Here is a 20090-nt window from a genome sequence, read left to right as displayed (position 1 = left end):
GAGTCGGATCACGACACCGAACGGCCCTCGGCACCTGGGGGGGCAGGTGCCGAGGGCCGCTCTTCGTGCGGGTCGCTCAGTCGATCGATGCGCGGCGGCGCAGGATCAGGAGCGCTGCTCCCCCCAGGAGCAGGGTCAGCGCGAGCACCAGCACCCAGGGTGCGAGCTGACCGCCCGTGATCGCCAGAGGCGGCTGGACCGGATGAACGGTCGCGCTCTCGACGACCGGGAGAGGCGCATCCCCCGGGCTCGTCGCCAGCGCCGTGGCCACGTTCTCCAGCGTGGCCCCCGCGGCACCCGCATCCACGGTCACCGAGTACGTGACCGTCACCGTCTCACCCTCGGCGAGGGCGCCGACCCAGTGCAGCCCGCTGTCCGTGACCACGGGTGCGGCGACCTCGTGATCGCCGACGGTCGCGGTGACGACACCGGTCAGTGCCGCGTGGTCCAGCACCTTGGAGAGATCGTCGCTGACGACGACCTCGTCGAGGTCGGTCTCCCCGGTGTTGACGCCGGTGAGCGTGTAGGTGACCACGCTGCCCACGGCCACTGCCGTCCCGGAACCCACGTTCGCGGTCTTCGCGAACGTGAAGCCCGGAGCGCCGACACGGTGCTCCGTCGATGCCGAAGGAGGCGTGAGCTCGGCGCCGCCGGGGGCGGTGGCGGTGCCGTCGGCGATGTTCGAGATCGCGTCCCCTCCCGCGTCGCCATCCACCGTGACGGAGTACGTGATGACGACCCGCTCGCCGATCGCGAGGACACCGTGCCACGAGAGCTCATCGCCCTGCACGATCGGCGCTGCGACGGGCGTGCCGTCGACAGCGGCCGACACATCGCCGTTGTATTCGGCGTGGGCGAGGACGTTCGAGAGGTCGTCACCGATGGCGACCGGGTCGAGCGCAGTCTCACCCGTGTTGATGCCCGTCACGGTGTAGGTGATGATGCTTCCCGGGTCGACCCGCGTCCCCGAGGCCGGGTCGGCGGTCTTCACGAGCTCGAATCCGGGCTCGTTGATCGGGTTCACCGTGACCGCCGGGGGCGTCTCGATCGAAGGCACCCCTCCGGGAGGAGTCGCGCCGCCCGTCACCGAGTTCTCGAGCGTCCCGCCACCGGCATCCGCGTTCACTGTCACCGAGTAGGTGATCGTGACGGTCTCTCCGATCCCGAGTGCGCCCGTCCACGAGAGCGTCTCGCCCACGAGTTGCGGAGCAGAAGCCGGTGAACCGTCCACCAGGGCGATCGCGTCGTCGTTGAACCCGGCGTCGTCGAGCACGTCCGAGAGGTCATCGCGGATGTCGACGGGGTCGAGCACGGTCTCGCCGGTGTTCACGCCGGTCACCGTGTAGGTGACGACGGCACCGGGGTCGATGGCCGTGCCCGAAGCGGGAGCGGCGCTCTTCGACACCGAGAAGCCGGGCTCGTTGACCGGGTTCGTCGTCGTGGCCGGGGGCGGTGTGATCTCCTCGCCGCCCGGAGGCGTCGCGATGGCGGTCGCCGAGTTCTCGATCAGTTCGCCGGCGGCATCCGGTCCGACCGTCACCGAATAGGTGATGGTGACCGTCTGTCCGACGGCGAGCGCACCCGTCCACGAGAGCTCGCCGTCGACGACCGCGACAGGCGTCTCCACGCCGCCGATGATCGTCGCGACGGGATCGGCGTCGAGCGAGGCGTGATCCAGGACGCTCGAGAGGTCGTCGACGATCTCGACGCTGTCGAGCGCCGTCTCGCCGGTGTTCACTCCGGTCAGCACATAGGTGATCACGGCGCCCGGGTCCACCGCGGTTCCGGATGCCGGATCGGCCGTCTTCGAGAACTCGAAGCCGGGCACGTTGACCGGGTGCTCGGTGATCACGGTCGGCGGGACGATCGGCGTGCCCAGTGTCGTCGGGCTCTCGGGGTCACTCGGATCGGTCGGCACCAGCGGGGTCGCCTCGCCCGTCACCGTGTTCGTGATGGTCTCGCCACCGGCGTCGCCGTCGACGGTCACCGAGTACGTGATCACGACGTTCTCACCCGGCTCGAGCGAACCGGTCCAGGCGAGGGCGCTGTCGGCCACCGTGGCGGTGCCGCGCGTGGCATCCACATCGTCGTTGTACGAGGCGTTCACCAGCACACCGGCGAGGTCGTCCGAGATCTCTGCTGGATCGAGCGTGGTGTCGCCGGTGTTCGTGCCGGTCACGGTGTACTCGATCACGCTGCCGGGGTCGACGTCCGTTCCCGATGCCGGATCGGCGGTCTTGCTGACCTCGAATCCGGGGTTCACGACCGGGTGCTGGGTCGACGCGGGCGGCGGCGACACCGGAGTGCCCGGGGTGGTCGGGCTCTCCGGGTCGGTCGGGTCCGACGGGATCAGCGGCGTGGCCGCACCCTCGGCGACGTTGCGCACCAGCACACCGGTCGCGTCGTCATCCACGGTCACCGTGTAGGTGATCACGACGTCATCGCCGGCACCGAGCGCGCCCGTCCAGCTGAGCTGGGATCCGGTCACGTCGACCGTGCCTGTCGTCGCCGACACGTCGCCGTTGTAGGCGGCGCTCGCGAGAACGGCCGACAGGTCGTCGGTGATCGCCGCGGGGTCGAGCACGGTGGTGCCCGTGTTCGTTCCCGTGACCGTGTACTCGACGGTGTCGCCAGGGCTCACGGCCGTGCCCGATGCCGGGTCAGCGGTCTTGATGACCTCGAAGCCGGTGTCGACGACGGGATGCGTGGTCTCGACCTGCGGCGGCGTGATCGGCGTGCCGGGAGTCGACGGACCCTCGGGGTCGCTCGGGTCGGCGGGGATCCGCGGGGTCGCCACACCGTTCGCGACGTTGCGGAGCAGGGCGCTCTCGACGCCGGCGTCGACGGTGACCGAGTACCGGATCGTGACGGATTCGCCCTGCGGGATCGAGCCCGTCCAGGTGAGCATGCCGTCTGCCGCGATCGCGCTGCCGCGATCGGCAGTCACATCGTCGTTGTACGCGGCGTCATCGAGCACGGCCGTGAGGTCGTCGGTGATGGCCACCGGAGAGAGGTCGGTGTCGCCGGTGTTGGTTCCGGTGACCGTGTACTCGATCGTGTCGCCGGCCGAGACCGCGGTGCCCGATGCCGGGTCGGCGGTCTTGCTGATCGTGAAGCCCGACCCGAGCACGGGATGCTGGGTCACCGCCGTCGGAGGGACGATGGGCTCGCCGGGGATCTGCGGGCCGGTCGGGTCTGCGGGATTCGGCGTCGTCGGGGTGGCGGTGCCTGAGGCGCCGTTGCTGAGAACCTGGCCGGAGGCGTCTTCAGCGACGGTCACCGAGTAGGTGATCGTCACGATCTGACCGGCCTGCAGCGTGCCGCTCCAGGCGAGGTCGGTGCCGGTGAGGGTGGCTCCCCCGGTGAGCACCGGGATGCCGTCGATCGCGGTCGCGATGTCGGCGTTGTAGTCCGCGTGCGCGAGCACCTCGGCGCGATCGTCGGCGATGGATGCCGGGGCGAGAGTGGTCGCGCCGGTGTTGGCGCCGGTCACGGTGTAGTCGATGACCTGGCCCGGCTGCACGACGGTGCCTGAGGCGGGGTCGGCGGTCTTGGTGATGGTGAAGCCCGCGACCGGGTGCTCGGTCGTGACAGCAGGCGGGACGATCGGGTCGCCACCGGGAGGCGTGCCCGAGGCGGTCACGCTGTTGGCGATGGTCTCACCCTCGACGCCGTCGTCGACGATCACCGAATAGGTGAACGTCATGATCTGCCCCGGTTCGAGGGCGCCCGTCCACGTCAGCATGTCGTCGGCGATGGCGGCTCCACTGTCGACGAGATCGATGCCGTCGACGGTCGTCGCGAGGTCATCCTGATACTCGGCGAACGAGAAGACGCCGCTCAGGTCGTCGGCGACCTCGACGTCATCCAGCACCGTGTTTCCGGTGTTCTCCACCGCGACCTGGTAGGTGATCCGCTGCCCTGCCTGGACGGCGGTGCCGTCTGCCGGGTCAGAGGTCTTGCGCAGGTCGAGCCCGGGCGTGAGGAGGACGTTGGAGTAGACGCAGGTGACGTCGGTGCCGAGAGGACCAGCCGGCTGGGTGACCTGTCCCGAGTCGCTCACGGCGACGGGTGTGGTCGAGCCGTCTCCGTTGATCTGCTCGCAGACCAGAGAGGAGTCGTAGCCTGTCGGGTCGGCCGAGCCCGCGGCCGCCTCTGCGAGGTCGAACATGTCGCCCTGATTCGTGAACACCGGACCGGCGTAGTCACGCTGGACGCCCGGCTCATCACCGGTCGTCGTGGCCGAGGTCTGCGCGACGCTGTATCCGACGGGCGACTGGATGCTGAGCGCGAACTGGTCGGTCGGCGCGTGGCGCCCCTCCGGCAGGTCCTTCTTGAGCGTGAGGGTGTTCGGGAAGGTGCAGCTCGACATGTCGGTCGGCGAGAAGCTGCCGAGGAGTGTCGTGTTGACCGTCTCGCCTCGCGGAAGGTCGACCTCGATGATGCGGTTGCCACCGCTCGAGACCGAGACGAAGATGTGGCCGAGGTTGCCGAAGGCGATGCCGTTGCCCTGCACACCGTCGCCGAGGTCATGCACCTGCTTGGCGTCGATGGTGGCGGTGCTCGACACGAGTTCAGTGGGCAGGTCGGCGGCGTAGATGTCCTGATCTGCGACGAGCACGAGCTGGCCGGAGGCGCTGAAGGCCATGTCGCCGTTCGCACCGAAGGCGCTGCTGCCTGCGGTGGGACGCAGCGTGCCGACCTGCACGTAGGTCTGCGGGGTGACGCCCTCGTTCCAGGCGTAGATGTTGATCGCGTTGCCGGCAGTGCCGCTCGCGAAGTAGTAGACCCCGGTCACCGGGTTCACTGCCCCACGCAGCACGGCGGAGCTGAGCGTGAACGGGGTGCGCGTGGTCTGATCGGTGACCCGGTCGTGCTTCGCCAGCACCTTGTTCGACGACGTGTTCGTCACCGTGTAGGCGTAGCGGCCACCGGCAGAGATGCCGAGACCGTTGTCGGAGTGGCCGGTGCCGAAGCTGATCGTGCCGAGGGCGCCGCCGTCACCGGGCGCGCCGCCCTGCTCGTTCACCGCGAACTCGCGGATCTCCGTCGTGCTCTGCACGAAGACCGCCCCGGGCGTGCAGAGGAACGGGTCGGCGGCCGCAGCGGGGGCGGCCGTGACCGTACCGCCGATCAAGACCATCGACGACGCGACGACCGCTGTGGTGACGAGACCGCTGACGAGCTTGCGCGCCGTCCTCCCCCAGCGTGGCGTCGCCTGCTGTGTCTCGGTCGGTTGATGGCGCTTTCGCGCACCACGAATAATCACGACTGTCTCCCCTTGTCGCATCCGGTGCGCACTCGCGCACACGGGGCCCGCCACCCCCTTCGGCGGCATCCCGGAGCGCTGTCGATCGACCTCGCGCTCGAACCGGGCCTCCGAAAGACTGCCGTGCCGGCAGATTCACCCCCGCCCGAATGAGCCGAATTCACCCCTGGTTTTCACCCCCCGGTCGGGGCGGATCCTCGATAGCTCGTGAGCGCGTCCCTCACCCGGACAAAACCGGAACCAAACCCCGGGACCTCAGGGCCTGCACCGATGAGCAGCTGGAGGAGATCTCGTCACAACCCCGACCGCCGAGGCGTGCGCGTGCTGCACGCGGGACGGCATCCGAGAGTTTCGCCCTTCCCGCTAGACGTTGCGCCCGCGGCGAGGCCCGACGTATCGCGACCATCTGACTTGAAGCCGACCAGTTCACGAGGTCAACACACGGACCGGGCCAGACGCCATCGCTCCTCGAAACTGTATCGCCTGGTAGCGTTCAATCCTCGCTGTTGCGAGCACCGCGCTCTCACCGGATGCGGCGACCTGCAACCGCCTTGCCTTGCCTACGCTCAGTATTGACCGATAGTCAATAGAGTTTGGTAGCTTCCTTCTTATACTTCGGGAGACACATGGCCAACTCGCCACTTCGATGGGCAGGCAGCAAACGCAGTCTGATGAGCAACATTCGCGCCGCATGGCCAACGGAGGTCGACCACTACTTCGAGCCCTTCATGGGCTCAGCATGCGTCTTCTTCGACGCTGGCCCGACCTCCGCCTCCCTATCCGATTTCAACTATGAGCTGGTCCAGTTCTTCCATGAGTTGCAATCGAACGTAGAGGCACTCGCAACCGCGTTCGCGGAACTCGACCCCCTCGGCGGCGACTTTTACAACGTCAGAGCACAGCGTGGCGAAGCCCTGACGCCTGCTGATCGTGCGGCGCGATTCTTGTACTTGAATCGGTTTGCCTTCAACGGCGTGTATCGCACAAATCGCGCGGGTCAGTTCAACGTGCCGCAAGGGAAGAGAACCGGAGCGCTGCCGTCGTCTAGCGAGCTCCTAGAAGCTTCACGGCAACTTTCGGGTACATCAATCCGGTGCCTCGACTGGCGGGAGGCGCTGGAGCCAGCAACTGCGGGGGACTTCATCTACCTAGACCCTCCATACAGAAATGACACTCGACCGACATTTGGCGAGTACGGCTACGGCGCATTCGGCTCAGCCAAGGACGTTCAGCTGCTCGCCGCCGAGCTCAAACGGCTCGACTCCCTCGGAGCGCGTGTGCTGCTCTCATTCAACGATGATCACGAACTCGGAGACACACTGGAAGGTTGGCACATCGAGCGAATCGAGCGCCGCCGCTCAGTCGCAGGAAAGTCCGGTTCCCGGACTACTCTGCGGGGAGAGATTTTGGCACGCAACTACCGTCAGGAGGCGAAGGTTGCTTAGGATCGCCGTCCTGAGTGATGTTCACGCGTACTCGAAAGCTGAGCTAGAGGAGGGCGGCTCACGCCCGTCCCATGCGGAAATCTCAAACCCCGACAATCCTTCCGTGAACCCATTCGCCGCGGTTCATCACCTTATCGAGCGCGAGAAGCTGAGCGCCGATGTCCTGATATCCGGGGGCGACCTCGGCGACCGAGGCTCGGCGCAGGCGCTTACTTACGCCTGGGCGGAGGTGCGAAAGCTCCAGTCTTCGCTAGGCGCTCAACTACTCCTTCCCGCGACTGGAAATCATGACATGGATTCTAGAGCGCTCAATGGATATGACGCTCGCGGGGCACTTCAGGGCTTGAAGAACTACCCATTCGCGGATGTTGCACTCAATAACCAATATTGGGCGAACAACGTCGTCGTCCAGCAACATGGAACGTTCCGATCTGTACTCTTGAATAGCGCCGCGTACCACGGATATCAAGATGAATGGAAGCACGGTCGGGTCTCCCAGAGAACGCGACAGCATCTGACAGAGGCTCTCACCGTCACACCGGACCCTGGAATTAATGTCCTAGTCACCCATCATCACCTCTATGCTCATGGCGGAGTCGATCTAGAAGACATGAGCGCGATGAAAGAATCTCCGGCGTTACTAAACATCTTGGATTCAGGCAATTACGGGAGTTGGCTTATAATTCACGGTCACCGTCATTGGCCAAGCCTGACTAGAGCAAGCGGCAGCCAGGGTGCGCCAGTCGTCTTCTCCGCCGGTAGCTTTTCAGCAGTACTCTGGGATGAACTGCAAGATAAGGCGCGAAATCAGTTCTACATATTGGAGATCGACGACACCAACCCGGGGCATCGCGTTGTAGGGACGTTCCGAGCGTGGGATTGGATCATCGACGAAGGCTTCCTTCCAGCGAGAGAGCGATCCGGGCTTCCTCACCGCGGCGGCTTCGGGGGCACGCTAAACGGAGCAGAACTGGCGTCAAGAATCGCGGCAGTGTACGCCCAGCACGGAGAGCCCTATCTGCCTTACTCGACGATTCTCGCTGAACTACCCGATCTCAAATATTCCATGCCCTCCGATGTGAAACAGTGCATCGACGTTCTCGAGAACTCCCATAACCTCTCGGTGCTGTATGACCGAGAGCAGCCCAGCCAAATCGGACGGAGTAAGGCATGATTGAAACAGATGCCAGTCTGTTCGCGACAGCCAACGCACGATTCCGATCGCCCCGCCTCGTCGCGCAGAGTTTTATTCCACCTGAACAGTTTCGCCGCCTCACGAAAGCATCGCACACGGTCATGGTTGGCCCGAGGGGTAGCGGAAAAACAACTCTCCTCAAAATGTTGACCCCCGAAGCGCTCTTAGAGTCCTCCGAGTTGAAACGCTTCCGGCTCGATTCGGGAATAACTTACACCGGCGTATTTATCCCTTCTGATATTGCCTGGAGCAAGCAACTGGAGATGTTCTCCAAGTGGAACCTCCCAGAGTCCACTTCAAATGAGCTCTTCGAGGCCTCTTTCACAACATCGGTTCTGCGGCACTTCGCAGCGGCCCTACATGAGAGATTTACACGAGTCGTTCCTGCGACGTGGCTGAACGTGCCTCAGCTCGAGATCACGCCCGCCCTTGAGGCATCAGTAGCCGAAGCATTGGCGGGGCTTTGGGCTCTGAATCTGCGGGTGCCTAGCATGCTTGGTCTTCGTGCCGCCGCATCGGAGCGGATCGTCGCACTCGGTGCGCTTGCCTCGAACCTTCATCGAGTAGGCACCGCTCTCGATATCGATTCTGGGATGCTCCTAGGTCCACTGGTCCCCCAGCTGACGCTTGCCCTCGATCTGATCGAGGCGCTCGTTCCTCAGTTGGTTGGCGAAAAATGGTGCTTGCTTTTCGATGAACTAGAGTTGGCGCCCGCCGAGGCGAGAAAGTCCCTGATGTCGTCGATGAGATCGGTGGATGAACGCCTTATTTTCAAGCTTGCCATCGCCCCCTACTCGTCAGATTTGTCCGAGCTTGTCTCAGCCGTCGCTGCGATGCCCGGTCACGATCACGATGAGATCTGGTTGACCTACGAGCGAAAAGCGGACGCGCAGAAGTTTAGCTTCGATTTGATGCGAGCCATGGTTCGGGATCGCTTCGGCCAAGATATGTCACTAGAGTCATTGCTTGGGGAGGGTATATTCCCCGATGCGGACGATGAGGACAGCAGCGAAGTTGTTAGTTCAACGCAGGAGGGCTACGTCGAAGACCTCTACTACAGTGACGCCAGTTTCCGAAAGTACGTCACGCGCGTTTCGGGAAGCCTTGAACGGCTACTACAAAGCAGCGGGCAGAAGCGTTCACAGAATCTACGCAAAGTCATCCCGCTAGTTATTGTTCGCGGGACTTTTCGAACGCCCGACGACTCCGACGCTGCCAAGGGCGCGCGGAGGTTCAGAACACGGAAGAATCCTCACATATACTCAGGAACCACGGCCCTCGCCGCGATCCTCGAGGGAAATCCTCGATGGATAATCGGCGTGATGTCTGCGTTGCTGGACGGCGGACCCGGCAAAGTGGCGCCTGCGGCGCAATCGGCGGAGATATCACGCACTCGCAATCGGTTCCGTGCCATGCTGTCAACAATTCCTGTCCCCGAATCCTCCGACACGCGGCGCGGACTCCTTTCGCTCCTGGATCTGATCGGCGAGTCCTTCCGCGCCTCGATCATCGCCGACGATTTCAATCCAGACCCTGTTGCGACATTCACAGTCGATCAGACCGCTTCGACCGCGCTAATTGAAGCCCTAGGAAATGCGGTGAATGTCGGCGCGATCGTCTACGTCCCCGATTCTAAGGGAGCGGGCCTCCTCAGTTCGATGAAGGGTAAACGTTTCCGGCTCAGTTATCTTCTTGCCACTAAACACCAGCTCCCTCTTCGCCTTGAGAGGGCCGGGTCGCTGAGGGCGATCCTCAGCAAGACTCCGAACCAGACACCGTTGGAGCTATTTCGTGATTGATCGCGTGCGAGTTCGGAGCAGTTCCCCGGCTGAGTCCTTTGATCTCTTTGTTGCCGCCTTGGGGTATGAAGAAAGGAGCTTGCACGTCGCAAAGGGGTTGTCTGAGCGCGCGGTACGCAAAGTTGCATTCTCGTTCGAGAGTCGCGGGCAGTTCTCGTTCGATAGGAACGAGAACTTCATGAAGTCAAACGGTTTCGACATTTTTCATTTAGATCAAATGTTCAATGAGAACTTTGATACCCTGCTCTCGTCCTTGGTTGATCGACCGCAACGCGTCGCCATCGATATTTCGAGTTTTACCAAATTCCACTTGGCTCAGATTGTCGACTGCCTTCGGTCCCATACCTCGAATAGCTTCTCAGTAGACTTCTTCTACGCTCCAGCCAGCAGCGCGGGTTGGGAGACGCATGGCAATCCCATACAAGTAGCGGAACCCATACACCCTGCTTTCGCTTCTTGGAGCGACGATCCTCTTTGGCCTCTGACCGCGATCATTGGCCTCGGTGTTGAGGAGAACCTCGCACTCGGCGTTGCGGAGCATCTGGACGTCTCAGCGGTGTATGCATTCAGTCCCCAGGGTGAAGACCCCGAATTTGTTCGACTTGGGGCTGATGCTAACCGCGCCTTCTTTTTGACGGATTATGTAGTTCGCAACGCTTCGTACGATCTTCTCGCCCCGTTCGATCTTTTTACGCGGCTTGAATCGCTGGTCTACGGTCTGCGGCCCGAGGCTCGTGTCGCGATAATCCCCCTCGGTCCGAAGCTGTTTGCTCTTTGCGCTCTGCTCACTTCACTCGTCACCGATCGGGCGACCACCGTGTGGCGGTTTTCTGGCGGAGCCGGGCCCGCTCGGTCTGACGTGCGGGCTGCCGGCCCGGTCGTCTCACTGCGAGTAGATTTCGGACTCGATGATTCCGCTTGGTCTCAGGACGTTTAGGTGACTCTCGCCCGTCAGCGGGTGTAGGCCCGGCAGGCTAGACAGCATCAAGCTGTTGCGGCCGGTTGGTAACACCGCTGGATTCGCCTTGGACGACACTTCTGCGCCCGCCAACCATCGCGGACTGATGCTGGTTCCATTGAACCAAACTGAGTACCTCCTCGTTCGCGTCTCTCGCGCTGGGGGCGGTCGCGCACCACCTGTTCGCCATCAGCGACCACGAGCGCCCGAGCATAGCGAAGGGGGCGGATGCCGCAGCATCCGCCCCCTTTGTCATGTTCAGCAGGTGACTCAGAAGTCCCAGTCGTCGTCTTCCGTCGCCTCGGCCTTGCCGATGACGTACGACGATCCCGAGCCCGAGAAGAAGTCGTGGTTCTCGTCGGCGTTCGGCGAGAGCGCCGACAGGATCGCCGGGTTCACGTTCGTGACGGTCGAGGGGAACATCGCTTCGTAGCCGAGGTTCATCAGCGCCTTGTTGGCGTTGTAGTGCAGGAACTTCTTGACGTCCTCGGTCAGGCCGACGCCGTCGTAGAGGTCCTGCGTGTACTGCACCTCGTTGTCGTAGAGCTCGAACAGCAGGTTGAAGGTGTAGTCCTTCAGCTCCTGGCGGCGCTCCTCGGTCTCCTTCTCGAGACCCTTCTGGAACTTGTAGCCGATGTAGTACCCGTGCACGGCCTCGTCACGGATGATGAGGCGGATCAGGTCGGCCGTGTTCGTGAGCTTCGCCTTCGACGACCAGTAGATCGGCAGGTAGAAGCCCGAGTAGAACAGGAACGACTCGAGCAGCGTCGAGGCGACCTTGCGCTTGAGCGGGTCGTCGCCCTGGTAGTAGTCCATGATGATCTGAGCCTTCTTCTGAAGGTTCGGGTTCTCGGTGGACCAGCGGAACGCCTCATCGATCTCCTTCGTCGACGCGAGCGTCGAGAAGATCGAGGAGTAGCTCTTCGCATGCACCGACTCCATGAACGCGATGTTCGTGTACACGGCCTCTTCGTGAGGCGTGATCGCGTCGGGGATCAGCGAGACGGCGCCGACGGTGCCCTGGATCGTGTCGAGCAGCGTCAGACCGGTGAACACGCGCATGGTGAGCAGCTGCTCATCAGGCGTGAGCGTGTTCCACGACTGGACGTCATTCGACAGCGGCACCTTCTCAGGCAGCCAGAAGTTGTTCACCAGGCGGTTCCAGACCTCGAGGTCCTTGTCGTCCTGGATGCGGTTCCAGTTGATCGCCTGAACCTCATTGACAAGCTGAAGTTTCTGCCCTGTCATTCGTCTTTCCTCATTTCGTCCTGTGCATTCTGACGGTCATCGACGCAGCATGCGCACGTGTCCTTGAACACGCCTTTGTTTGAGTGATACCTGGTGTGCGCGCTTCGCCTGCTGGATGGCATCGGCTTGCCTGCGCGGGTCATCGACATCTTGAGTCGAGTCTCGACGCTCGCGGATTTTCCGAAGTTGGGATTCAACTCGCCTTTCCGCATCTCGGAGAGCCTCGCTTTTGCCTGCTCGGACATCCGATGTCCGAACTTCGGATGCTCGGGTCCGAACTTCGCGAAGTTCGGATTCCTCTCCCCAGCGTTCATGCCTTTGCGCTGAGCGGACCAACTGGCTCGCTGCTCCTCGGAACGTCGAGTCCCCCAGCTCGGATGATCCGGACCGGAGCCTATATCCGGTCGTTTCCTTCCTCGCGATCGCTGACCCGCGGCTTCACGCTGTGCCTCTGTCCAGACGTGCCCTTGAGGTCCCAGGCCGCCGTCAGAAAGGTTCAGTAGCCGATGGCCCTCTGCTCGCAGCTTCGCAATCCAGCTCTGCTCGGCGAGACCCAAAGCCTCAAGTTGGCTGCCCATCACTATCTCAACGGGTTCGAAATACACCTCTTCTTGCTCTGAATCGCGCGCACGGATCCAGTCGTAAAAAGGTGTTCTCTTCCCCGCCCGCGCAGATTTCAGGTGCTGCCTGCTGCGAACTCCCACGGACTTCGTTGTCATGCCGACATACCGATACTCAGGCGAATCGTAGCGGCGGACCGCGTAGACGAGACCGATGATCGGCCATCCGCCTACGCGATCCCTCAATTCCAGCATGATCATCTCTCGCCGATTACAGCATGCAGCTGACGCATTCCGCCATGTCGGTGCCCTCGAGCGCCATCTGACGCAGACGGATGTAGTAGATCGTCTTGATGCCCTTGCGCCATGCGTAGATCTGAGCCTTGTTGATGTCACGCGTCGTGGCGGTGTCCTTGAAGAACAGCGTCAGCGACAGGCCCTGGTCGACGTGCTGGGTGGCGGCGGCGTAGGTGTCGATGACCTTCTCGTAGCCGATCTCGTACGCGTCCTGGTAGTACTCCAGGTTGTCGTTCGTCATGAACGGCGCCGGGTAGTAGACGCGGCCGAGCTTGCCTTCCTTGCGGATCTCGATCTTCGACGCGATCGGGTGGATCGACGACGTCGAGTTGTTGATGTACGAGATCGAGCCGGTCGGGGGCACCGCCTGCAGGTTCTGGTTGTAGATGCCGTGCTCCTGGATCGACGCCTTCAGCGCCACCCAGTCCTCCTGCGTCGGGATGTGCTTGCCCGCGAAGAGCTCCTTGACCTTCTCGGTCTCGGGAACCCAGGCGCGCTCGATGTACTTGTCGAAGAACTCCCCCGACGCGTAGGTCGAGTCCTCGAAGCCGTCGAAGGCCTGCTTGCGCTCGATCGCGATGTTGTTCGAGGCGCGCAGCGCGTGGAACAGCACCGTGTAGAAGTAGATGTTCGTGAAGTCGATGCCCTCTTCGGAGCCGTAGTGCACGTGCTCGCGGGCGAGGTAGCCGTGCAGGTTCATCTGGCCGAGGCCGATCGCGTGCGAACGGTCGTTGCCGTCCTCGATCGAGCGGACCGAGCGGATGTGGCTCTGGTCGCTCACCGCGCTCAGCGCACGGATCGCGGTCTCGACCGTCTGGCCCAGGTCATCGGCATCCATCGACAGCGCGATGTTCATCGAGCCGAGGTTGCAGGAGATGTCCTTGCCGATCTGGTCGTACGACAGGTCGTCGTTGTACGTGGTCGGCGTGTTCACCTGCAGGATCTCGCTGCAGAGGTTGGACATGTTGATGCGGCCCTTGATCGGGTTGGCCTTGTTCACCGTGTCCTCGAACATGATGTACGGGTAGCCCGACTCGAACTGGATCTCGGCGATCGTCTGGAAGAACTCGCGCGCGTTGATCTTCGTCTTCTTGATACGCGGGTCGTCGACCATCTCGCGGTACTTCTCGGTGACCGAGATGTCGCCGAAGGGGACGCCGTAGACCTTCTCGACGTCGTACGGCGAGAAGAGGTACATGTCCTCGCCGTTCTTCGCCAGCTCGAACGTGATGTCGGGCACGACGACGCCGAGCGACAGCGTCTTGATGCGGATCTTCTCGTCGGCGTTCTCACGCTTGGTGTCGAGGAAGCGCATGATGTCGGGGTGGTGTGCGTTGAGGTACACCGCGCCGGCACCCTGACGCGCACCGAGCTGGTTGGCGTAGCTGAAGCTGTCTTCGAGGAGCTTCATCACGGGGATGATGCCCGAGGACTGGTTCTCGATCTGCTTGATCGGCGCACCGGCCTCACGGATGTTCGAGAGCAGCAGCGCCACTCCGCCGCCGCGCTTGGAGAGCTGGAGGGCGGAGTTGATGCCGCGGGCGATCGACTCCATGTTGTCCTCGATGCGCAGCAGGAAGCAGCTGACGAGCTCGCCGCGCTGGGCCTTGCCCGAGTTGAGGAAGGTCGGGGTCGCGGGCTGGAAGCGGCCGGAGATGATCTCCTCGACCAGTGCGACGGCGAGCTGCTCGTCGCCGCCGGCGAGGCCGAGGGCCGTCATCACGACGCGGTCCTCGAAGCGCTCGAGGTAGCGCTTGCCGTCGAACGTCTTGAGCGTGTAGCTCGTGTAGTACTTGAAGGCGCCGAGGAACGTCTCGAAGCGGAACTTCTTGCCGTAGGCGAGGTCATTGAGCTTCTGGATGAACTCGAGCGAGTACTGCTCGATCACGGCCGGCTCGTAGTACTCCTTCTCGACGAGGTAGTCGAGGCGCTCCTTGAGCGAGTGGAAGAACACCGTGTTCTGGTTGACGTGCTGCAGGAAGTACTCGCGCGCCGCCCGCTTGTCGGCGTCGAACTGGATCTTGCCGTTCGCGTCGTACAGGTTCAGCATCGCGTTGAGGGCGTGATAGTCCAGGCCCTCGTAGGTCGGGTTCATCTTGAACGCCACCGTATCCGTCACTGAGTCGGCTCCTGCCTGCTCGTCAACTGCGGTACCCACCGTCGCTCCAATCCGTCGCTCACGCGATCTACATCGTCTTGTGTGCCGAAGATCTCGAGCCGATACAAGTGAGGCACGTTGCACTTGCGGCTGATGATGTCACCGGCGAGACAGAACGAGTCGCCGAAGTTGGTGTTGCCCGCCGAGATGACTCCGCGGATGTGACGCCGGTTGCGCTCGTCGTTGAGGAACCGGATGACCTGCTTGGGCACCGCGCCTCGTTCGACGCCGCGCCCCTCACCCCCGCCATAGGTGGGGGTGACCAGCACGAAGGGCTCGTCGACGACGAGTTCTTCCTGCTGTCGGAGAAGGGGAATGCGTCGGGCCGGGAGCCCGAGCTTCTCGACGAAGCGCGCGGTGTTACCCGAGGCGCTCGAGAAGTAGACCAGGAGCGGCGCGGCGGTCGCGACGGCGCTCATGGCGGATCACGCCAGACGCGAGGCGAGCTCGTCGATCTTGTCGGGGCGGAAGCCCGACCAGTGACCCTCGTCGGTGACGACGACGGGTGCCTGCATGTAGCCGAGCGCCTTGACCTGCTCGAGCGCCGTGGCGTCCTCCGACAGGTCGAGGATCTCGTACTCGATGCCCTTGGCGTCGAGCGCGCGGTAGGTGGCGTTGCACTGAACGCAGGACGGCTTCGTGTAGACCGTGATCGACATCTTTTCGCTTCCCCTCACATCTCTGGCCTGCATCTGAATCAGGCTGTTTTCCGGTAGACCCTCACCGGGATCTCAATACTACATATAGGTACGGACATTCAGGGTGACCACTAGGGGTAGTAGTTACATACGTGTAGTTTTCCACCGCTCTCCACTGTTACAACACAGGTTCTCCACCGTTTCTTCCACAGGCACAGCCCCCTTGACAGTGCCTCCGAACCGCGAGAAATCGCGGCTGGGAACGACCTGTGAGAGATCCATCCACAGGGGGGACGATACGGCCGACCTCGGACATCGGATTTTCTGTGGAAACTCGGTTTGGGCGTGTCGCGGCGTGTCGCAGAGGAGCCGCTTGGACCCGCGTCCGCGCCTCCCGGTAGCGTTGACCCGTGGCGGGATATCGGGACCTTCTTCGCACGCCCGGAGTGGCGCGCATGATCGCTGCACAGCTGACCGCTCGCTTCCCCAACGGGATGACCTCGCTCGCGATCCTGCTGCACGTCGAGCAGCAGACCGGGTCATACGGCTCGGCGGGCCTCGTGCTCGCCGCGACGAGCGTCGGGCAGGCCGTCGCCGGCCCGATCACTAGTCGGTGGATGGGTGCCTGGGGCATGCGCCGCGTGCTCACCCTGACGCTCAGCGTCTGCGTGGTCGCCGTGCTGGGGCTCGCGCTCCTCCCCCTCAGCATCCCCGGCTACATGATCCTGGGCATGATCGCCGGTCTCTCGACCCCGCCTGTGCAGGCCGCCGTGCGCACCATCTATCCGAAGCTCGTGAACTCGAAGCAGCTCACTCCGCTGTTCTCCCTCGATGCCTCGCTGCAGGAGATCATCTGGGTCATCGCGCCCGTCGTGATCACCCTCGTCTCGACCCAGGTCGGCACCGCCGAGGGTCTCCTGCTCGTCGCCGTCGTGCTGGTGGGCGGCGGGGCGTGGTTCATCCTCTCGCCCGAGGTCGGTCGCGTGCGCATCCCCCGCAGCCGCAACGCCCTCGGCAAGGTCGTCCTCAAGCCGCCCGTGCTGCTCGCCACCGTCATAGGGTTCCTCCTCATCGGCGCCTGCTCCGCCGTCGAGGTCGGCGTCGTCGCCACGTTCGAGCACGGCAGCCTCGCCGCCGGCCTCGTGCTCGCCGTCTTCTCGGTCGGCAGCCTCGCCGGCGGACTCGCGTTCGGACACATCCCCATCGGCCCCTGGGCGATGGCCCGCCGTCTCGCGATCGTCACCGTCGGCCTGGCGCTCACCATGTTCTCCCTCAACGTGTTCTGGCTCGGCGGCACGCTGGTCCTCGCCGGCATCGGCATCGCGCCGGCCCTCGCCGTGCTGTTCGCCATCACGACCGCGAGCGTGAAGTTCAGCGAGACCGCCGAGGCGTTCGGCTGGGCGGGCACGGGACAGCTCATCGGTGCCGCGGCGGGCTCGGCGGTCGCCGGCTTCCTGGTCGACGCGACGGATCCGCGAGGCGCCTACCTCGCCGCGACGCTGTTCGCCGCAGCCGGCCTCGTCGTCTCGATCGTCTTCGTCCGCTCCTTCCCCGACCTGCGCCATCGCGACGCGAGTCCCCACCCCGACACCGAACCCCTGGCGGTCACCCCTTCATGAGCTCTGCCCCCTCCCCCGCATCCGCCGCCCCCGAGGTCGTCTGCATCGGCGAGTCCATGGGACTCGTCACCGCTCTCGGCGCCCCGCTCGCCGAGACCGAGACGGCTGCGCTCGGTCTGGCGGGAGCCGAGGGCAACGTCGCGGTCGGGCTCGTGTCGGCAGGGCACCGCGCCGCGTGGGCCTCACGCCTCGGTGACGACCCGATCGGCGTGCGCATCTCGACCGAGCTCGAGCGGCGCGGCGTCGACCTCTGGGTGACGACGGATGCGGATGCTCCCACCGGCGTCATGTTCAAGGACCCCGGCGTGGAGTCGTCGTCGGTCTACTACTACCGGCGCGGTTCGGCCGCCTCGCTGATGGCACCGGGGTTCCTCGACGTCGCTCAGCTCGCCGGCGTCCGCATCGTGCACACCACGGGCATCACCCCGGCGCTCTCGCCGTCCTGCCGCGCGATGGTCGATCAGCTGTTCGTCGACGCACGCGCCGCCGGCGCCCTCGTGTCCTTCGACGTCAATGATCGCCGCGCACTGTGGACGATGCAGGATGCCGCCGACACCCTCGCCTGCCTCGCGGACGCCGCCGACATCGCCTTCGTCGGACGCGACGAGGCCGAGCGCATCTGGGGCACCGCGACCGCCGCCGAGATCCGCACCCGTCTGCCGCACTGCGGGCTGCTCATCGTCAAGGACGGCGACGTCGGGGCGACCGCGTTCCTCGGCGACGACGAGCCGGTGTTCGTGCCCGCTCCCCGTGTCGAGGTCGTCGAGCCGGTCGGCGCCGGAGACGCGTTCGCGGCCGGGTTCCTCGCCGCGACCCTCGACGGCGCAGATCTGTCGGCACGGCTGTCCGCGGGCCACACCGCAGCGGCCCGCGTGCTGACGACGCACGGCGACCTGCCGCCCCTCGACTGAACTCCGCAGGCCTCACCGCCGCGAGCCGGTCGTAGGCTTGCTGCATGCCCGCACCGCTCACGCTGCCCCGCATCTCCTGGGGCGACCCGGCATCCGATCGTCGCGTTCTCCTCGTGCACGGGCTCGGCTCGTCCGCGGCTCTCATGTGGCGCGTCGGCACCGACCTCGCCGACGCCGGATGGCACGCGACCGCCGTCGATCTGCGTGGCCACGGCGACGCCCCGCGCGCCCTCGACTACTCGGTCGCCGCCTACGCGGCAGACCTCGCCACGACGACGCCCGACGGAGGGGGACCCTGGGATGCCGTCGTCGGCCACTCGCTCGGCGGGGCCTCCAGCACGGCGGCGGCGGCATCCGCTCCCGAGTGGACGCGCCGACTCGTGCTGCTCGATCCGGCGATCCTCGTCGGCGGCCGGGATGCCGCGATCGTCCGCAGGAGCCAGGAGCGCGCCTTCGCCGACAACAGGGTGGAGCTGGTGCAGCAGGAGCATCCGCACTGGCACCCGCAGGACTGGGAGCTGAAGGTCGACGCGGTGCACCGCGCGAGCGCCTGGGCGGTCGAGCAGACGAGTGCGCAGAACACTCCGTGGGACGTCACTGCGGATGCCGCCCGGCTGACCGTTCCCACCCATGTGATCGCCTCGGATCCCGCGGTCTACAGCATCTTCACCGGCGAGGTCGCGGCCGGCGTCCTCGCCTCCAACCCCCTCGTCACGATGTCGGTCGTCGAGGGCGCCGGGCACTCGCTGCACCGCGACAAGCCCGAAGAGACCGTCCGACAGCTGAGAGAGGCACTCGCGTGAGCACCTTCGATCCGACCGCCTACCTTCCCGACGACCTTCTCGAGCGCATCCGCGAGCGGGCCCCGATCCACGACCGCGAGAACACGTTCCCCGAGCAGGACCTCGATGAGCTCCGCGACGCGGGATATCTGTCGATCCTCGTGCCCGCCGAACGCGGGGGCGCGGGGCTCGGCCTCGCCGAGGCGGCGATCCTGCAGCAGCGTCTCGCGACCGCCGCTCCCGCCACGGCGCTCGCGATCAACATGCACCTGGTGTGGACCGGCGTCGCGAAGGTCTTCTCCGACCGCGGCGTGCCGGGTCTCGAGTTCGTGCAGGACGGCGCGGTCGCGGGCGAGGTCTTCGCCTTCGGAATCAGCGAGGGCGGCAACGACCTGGTGCTGTTCGGGAGCGACACCGAGGCCGCGCCCACCGCCGACGGAGGCTACGCGTTCACCGGCACGAAGATCTTCACCTCACTCGCGCCCGTATGGACGAGGCTCGGGCTGCACGGCCTCGACACGACGAGCACCGACGCTCCGAAGCTGGTCTTCGCCTTCGTCGACCGCACCGACGCGGTCGTCACGGGCGACGACTGGGACACCCTCGGCATGCGGGGCACCCAGAGCCGCACGACGCGTCTCGACGGAGCCGTGGCGGATGCCGCGCACGTGGTGCGTCGCATCGATCCGGGCCCGAACCCCGACCCCATCGTCTTCGGGATCTTCTCCGTCTTCGAGATCCTGCTCGCCTCCGTCTACACGGGCATCGCACGCCGTGCCCTCGACCTCGCGGTGCTCACCGCGCAGATGCGCCGTTCGAAGAAGACGGGCGCGACGTACAGCCAGGATCCCGACATCCGCTGGCGCATCGCCGACATGGGCCTCGCGTACGACGCGCTCCCACCGCAGATCGCGGTGCTCGCCCGCAATGTCGATGAGAGGGTCGACAACGGCGCTCGGTGGTTCACCCTGCTGTCGGGCGTCAAGCACCGGGCGATCACGATGTCGAAGCACGTCGTCGATCAGGCGATGCTCGTCGCCGGCGGCGGCTCGTACTTCTCGTCGAACGAGCTGTCGCGTCTCTACCGGGACGTCCTCGCGGGCGCATTCCATCCCTCCGATCCCGAATCGGCGCACTCCACCGCGGCGAGCGCCTGGCTCGGACCCCTCGAGGCATAAGCGCGATATTCTGCGGTTTCACCCCTGAGGCTC

At 64.6% G+C, this 20090-nt stretch carries 14 protein-coding genes; 8 read left to right on the top strand and 6 right to left on the bottom strand.

The features are described 5' to 3' along the window. Positions 1-76: 76 nt before the first annotated feature. Positions 77-5269: an isopeptide-forming domain-containing fimbrial protein gene (locus tag ACIPV5_RS13585; RefSeq protein WP_400341330.1), complete on the bottom strand. Its 5193-nt coding sequence runs from the start codon at positions 5267-5269 to the stop codon at positions 77-79. A gap of 626 nt (positions 5270-5895) precedes the next feature. Between ACIPV5_RS13585 and ACIPV5_RS13580 the strand changes: the two genes are divergently transcribed. Genes ACIPV5_RS13580 through ACIPV5_RS13565 form a run of 4 tightly spaced genes read left to right on the top strand, consistent with a single transcriptional unit; the run spans position 5896 to position 10645 of the window. Beyond that, positions 5896-6714, top strand: coding sequence for a DNA adenine methylase (locus ACIPV5_RS13580; protein ID WP_400341328.1), 819 nt, complete (start codon positions 5896-5898; stop codon positions 6712-6714). After that, positions 6707-7888, top strand: coding sequence for a metallophosphoesterase family protein (locus ACIPV5_RS13575; RefSeq protein WP_400341326.1), 1182 nt, complete (start codon positions 6707-6709; stop codon positions 7886-7888). The genes ACIPV5_RS13580 and ACIPV5_RS13575 overlap by 8 nt, the downstream gene beginning before the upstream one ends. Continuing rightward, positions 7885-9708, top strand: a complete 1824-nt coding sequence (locus ACIPV5_RS13570) for a hypothetical protein (protein WP_400341324.1) — start codon at positions 7885-7887, stop codon at positions 9706-9708. The genes ACIPV5_RS13575 and ACIPV5_RS13570 overlap by 4 nt, the downstream gene beginning before the upstream one ends. Beyond that, complete coding sequence (locus tag ACIPV5_RS13565; RefSeq protein WP_400341322.1) at positions 9701-10645, top strand: hypothetical protein; 945 nt, start codon at positions 9701-9703, stop codon at positions 10643-10645. Before ACIPV5_RS13570 ends, ACIPV5_RS13565 begins: the two co-directional genes overlap by 8 nt. Before the next feature lie 291 nt (positions 10646-10936). Here the strand turns inward: ACIPV5_RS13565 and nrdF are convergent, their stop codons facing one another. The 5 genes from nrdF to nrdH are packed head-to-tail and all read right to left on the bottom strand — an operon-like array spanning position 10937 to position 15588. After that, positions 10937-11914, bottom strand: a complete 978-nt coding sequence (gene nrdF, locus ACIPV5_RS13560) for a class 1b ribonucleoside-diphosphate reductase subunit beta (protein WP_053097786.1) — start codon at positions 11912-11914, stop codon at positions 10937-10939. Next, on the bottom strand, positions 11911-12735 hold the full coding sequence (locus ACIPV5_RS13555; protein ID WP_400341320.1) for an NUMOD3 domain-containing DNA-binding protein: 825 nt from the start codon (positions 12733-12735) through the stop codon (positions 11911-11913). Before ACIPV5_RS13555 ends, nrdF begins: the two co-directional genes overlap by 4 nt. Positions 12736-12745: 10 nt before the next feature. Further along, positions 12746-14866 carry a class 1b ribonucleoside-diphosphate reductase subunit alpha gene (nrdE, locus tag ACIPV5_RS13550; RefSeq protein ID WP_053099256.1) on the bottom strand — a complete coding sequence of 707 codons (2121 nt, stop codon included), beginning with the start codon at positions 14864-14866 and terminating at the stop codon, positions 12746-12748. Positions 14867-14886: 20 nt separating this feature from the next. Then, complete coding sequence (nrdI, locus tag ACIPV5_RS13545) at positions 14887-15348, bottom strand: class Ib ribonucleoside-diphosphate reductase assembly flavoprotein NrdI (RefSeq protein ID WP_053097788.1); 462 nt, start codon at positions 15346-15348, stop codon at positions 14887-14889. A gap of 6 nt (positions 15349-15354) precedes the next feature. Further along, positions 15355-15588 (bottom strand): glutaredoxin-like protein NrdH, encoded by a 234-nt coding sequence (gene nrdH / locus ACIPV5_RS13540; protein WP_042537838.1) that lies wholly within the window; start codon positions 15586-15588, stop codon positions 15355-15357. Positions 15589-15977: 389 nt separating this feature from the next. Here nrdH and ACIPV5_RS13535 point away from each other — a divergent pair, with 389 nt between their 5' ends. The 4 genes from ACIPV5_RS13535 to ACIPV5_RS13520 are packed head-to-tail and all read left to right on the top strand — an operon-like array spanning position 15978 to position 20057. Continuing rightward, positions 15978-17186 carry an MFS transporter gene (locus ACIPV5_RS13535; RefSeq protein ID WP_187250725.1) on the top strand — a complete coding sequence of 403 codons (1209 nt, stop codon included), beginning with the start codon at positions 15978-15980 and terminating at the stop codon, positions 17184-17186. Then, entirely contained in the window at positions 17183-18097 is a 915-nt protein-coding gene (locus ACIPV5_RS13530; RefSeq protein WP_400341317.1) for a sugar kinase, read from the top strand. The genes ACIPV5_RS13535 and ACIPV5_RS13530 overlap by 4 nt, the downstream gene beginning before the upstream one ends. A gap of 44 nt (positions 18098-18141) precedes the next feature. Continuing rightward, the gene (locus tag ACIPV5_RS13525; protein WP_187250724.1) at positions 18142-18900 is read left to right on the top strand and encodes an alpha/beta fold hydrolase; all 759 of its coding nucleotides are present in this window, start codon (positions 18142-18144) and stop codon (positions 18898-18900) included. After that, positions 18897-20057, top strand: coding sequence for an acyl-CoA dehydrogenase family protein (locus ACIPV5_RS13520; RefSeq protein ID WP_400341314.1), 1161 nt, complete (start codon positions 18897-18899; stop codon positions 20055-20057). The genes ACIPV5_RS13525 and ACIPV5_RS13520 overlap by 4 nt, the downstream gene beginning before the upstream one ends. Positions 20058-20090: the final 33 nt, after the last annotated feature.

It is taken from the genome of Microbacterium sp. NPDC090014, assembly GCF_044748285.1.
In the GTDB taxonomy this organism is placed as follows: Bacteria; Actinomycetota; Actinomycetes; order Actinomycetales; family Microbacteriaceae; genus Microbacterium.
This window is presented reverse-complemented; position numbering and strand designations above follow the sequence as displayed.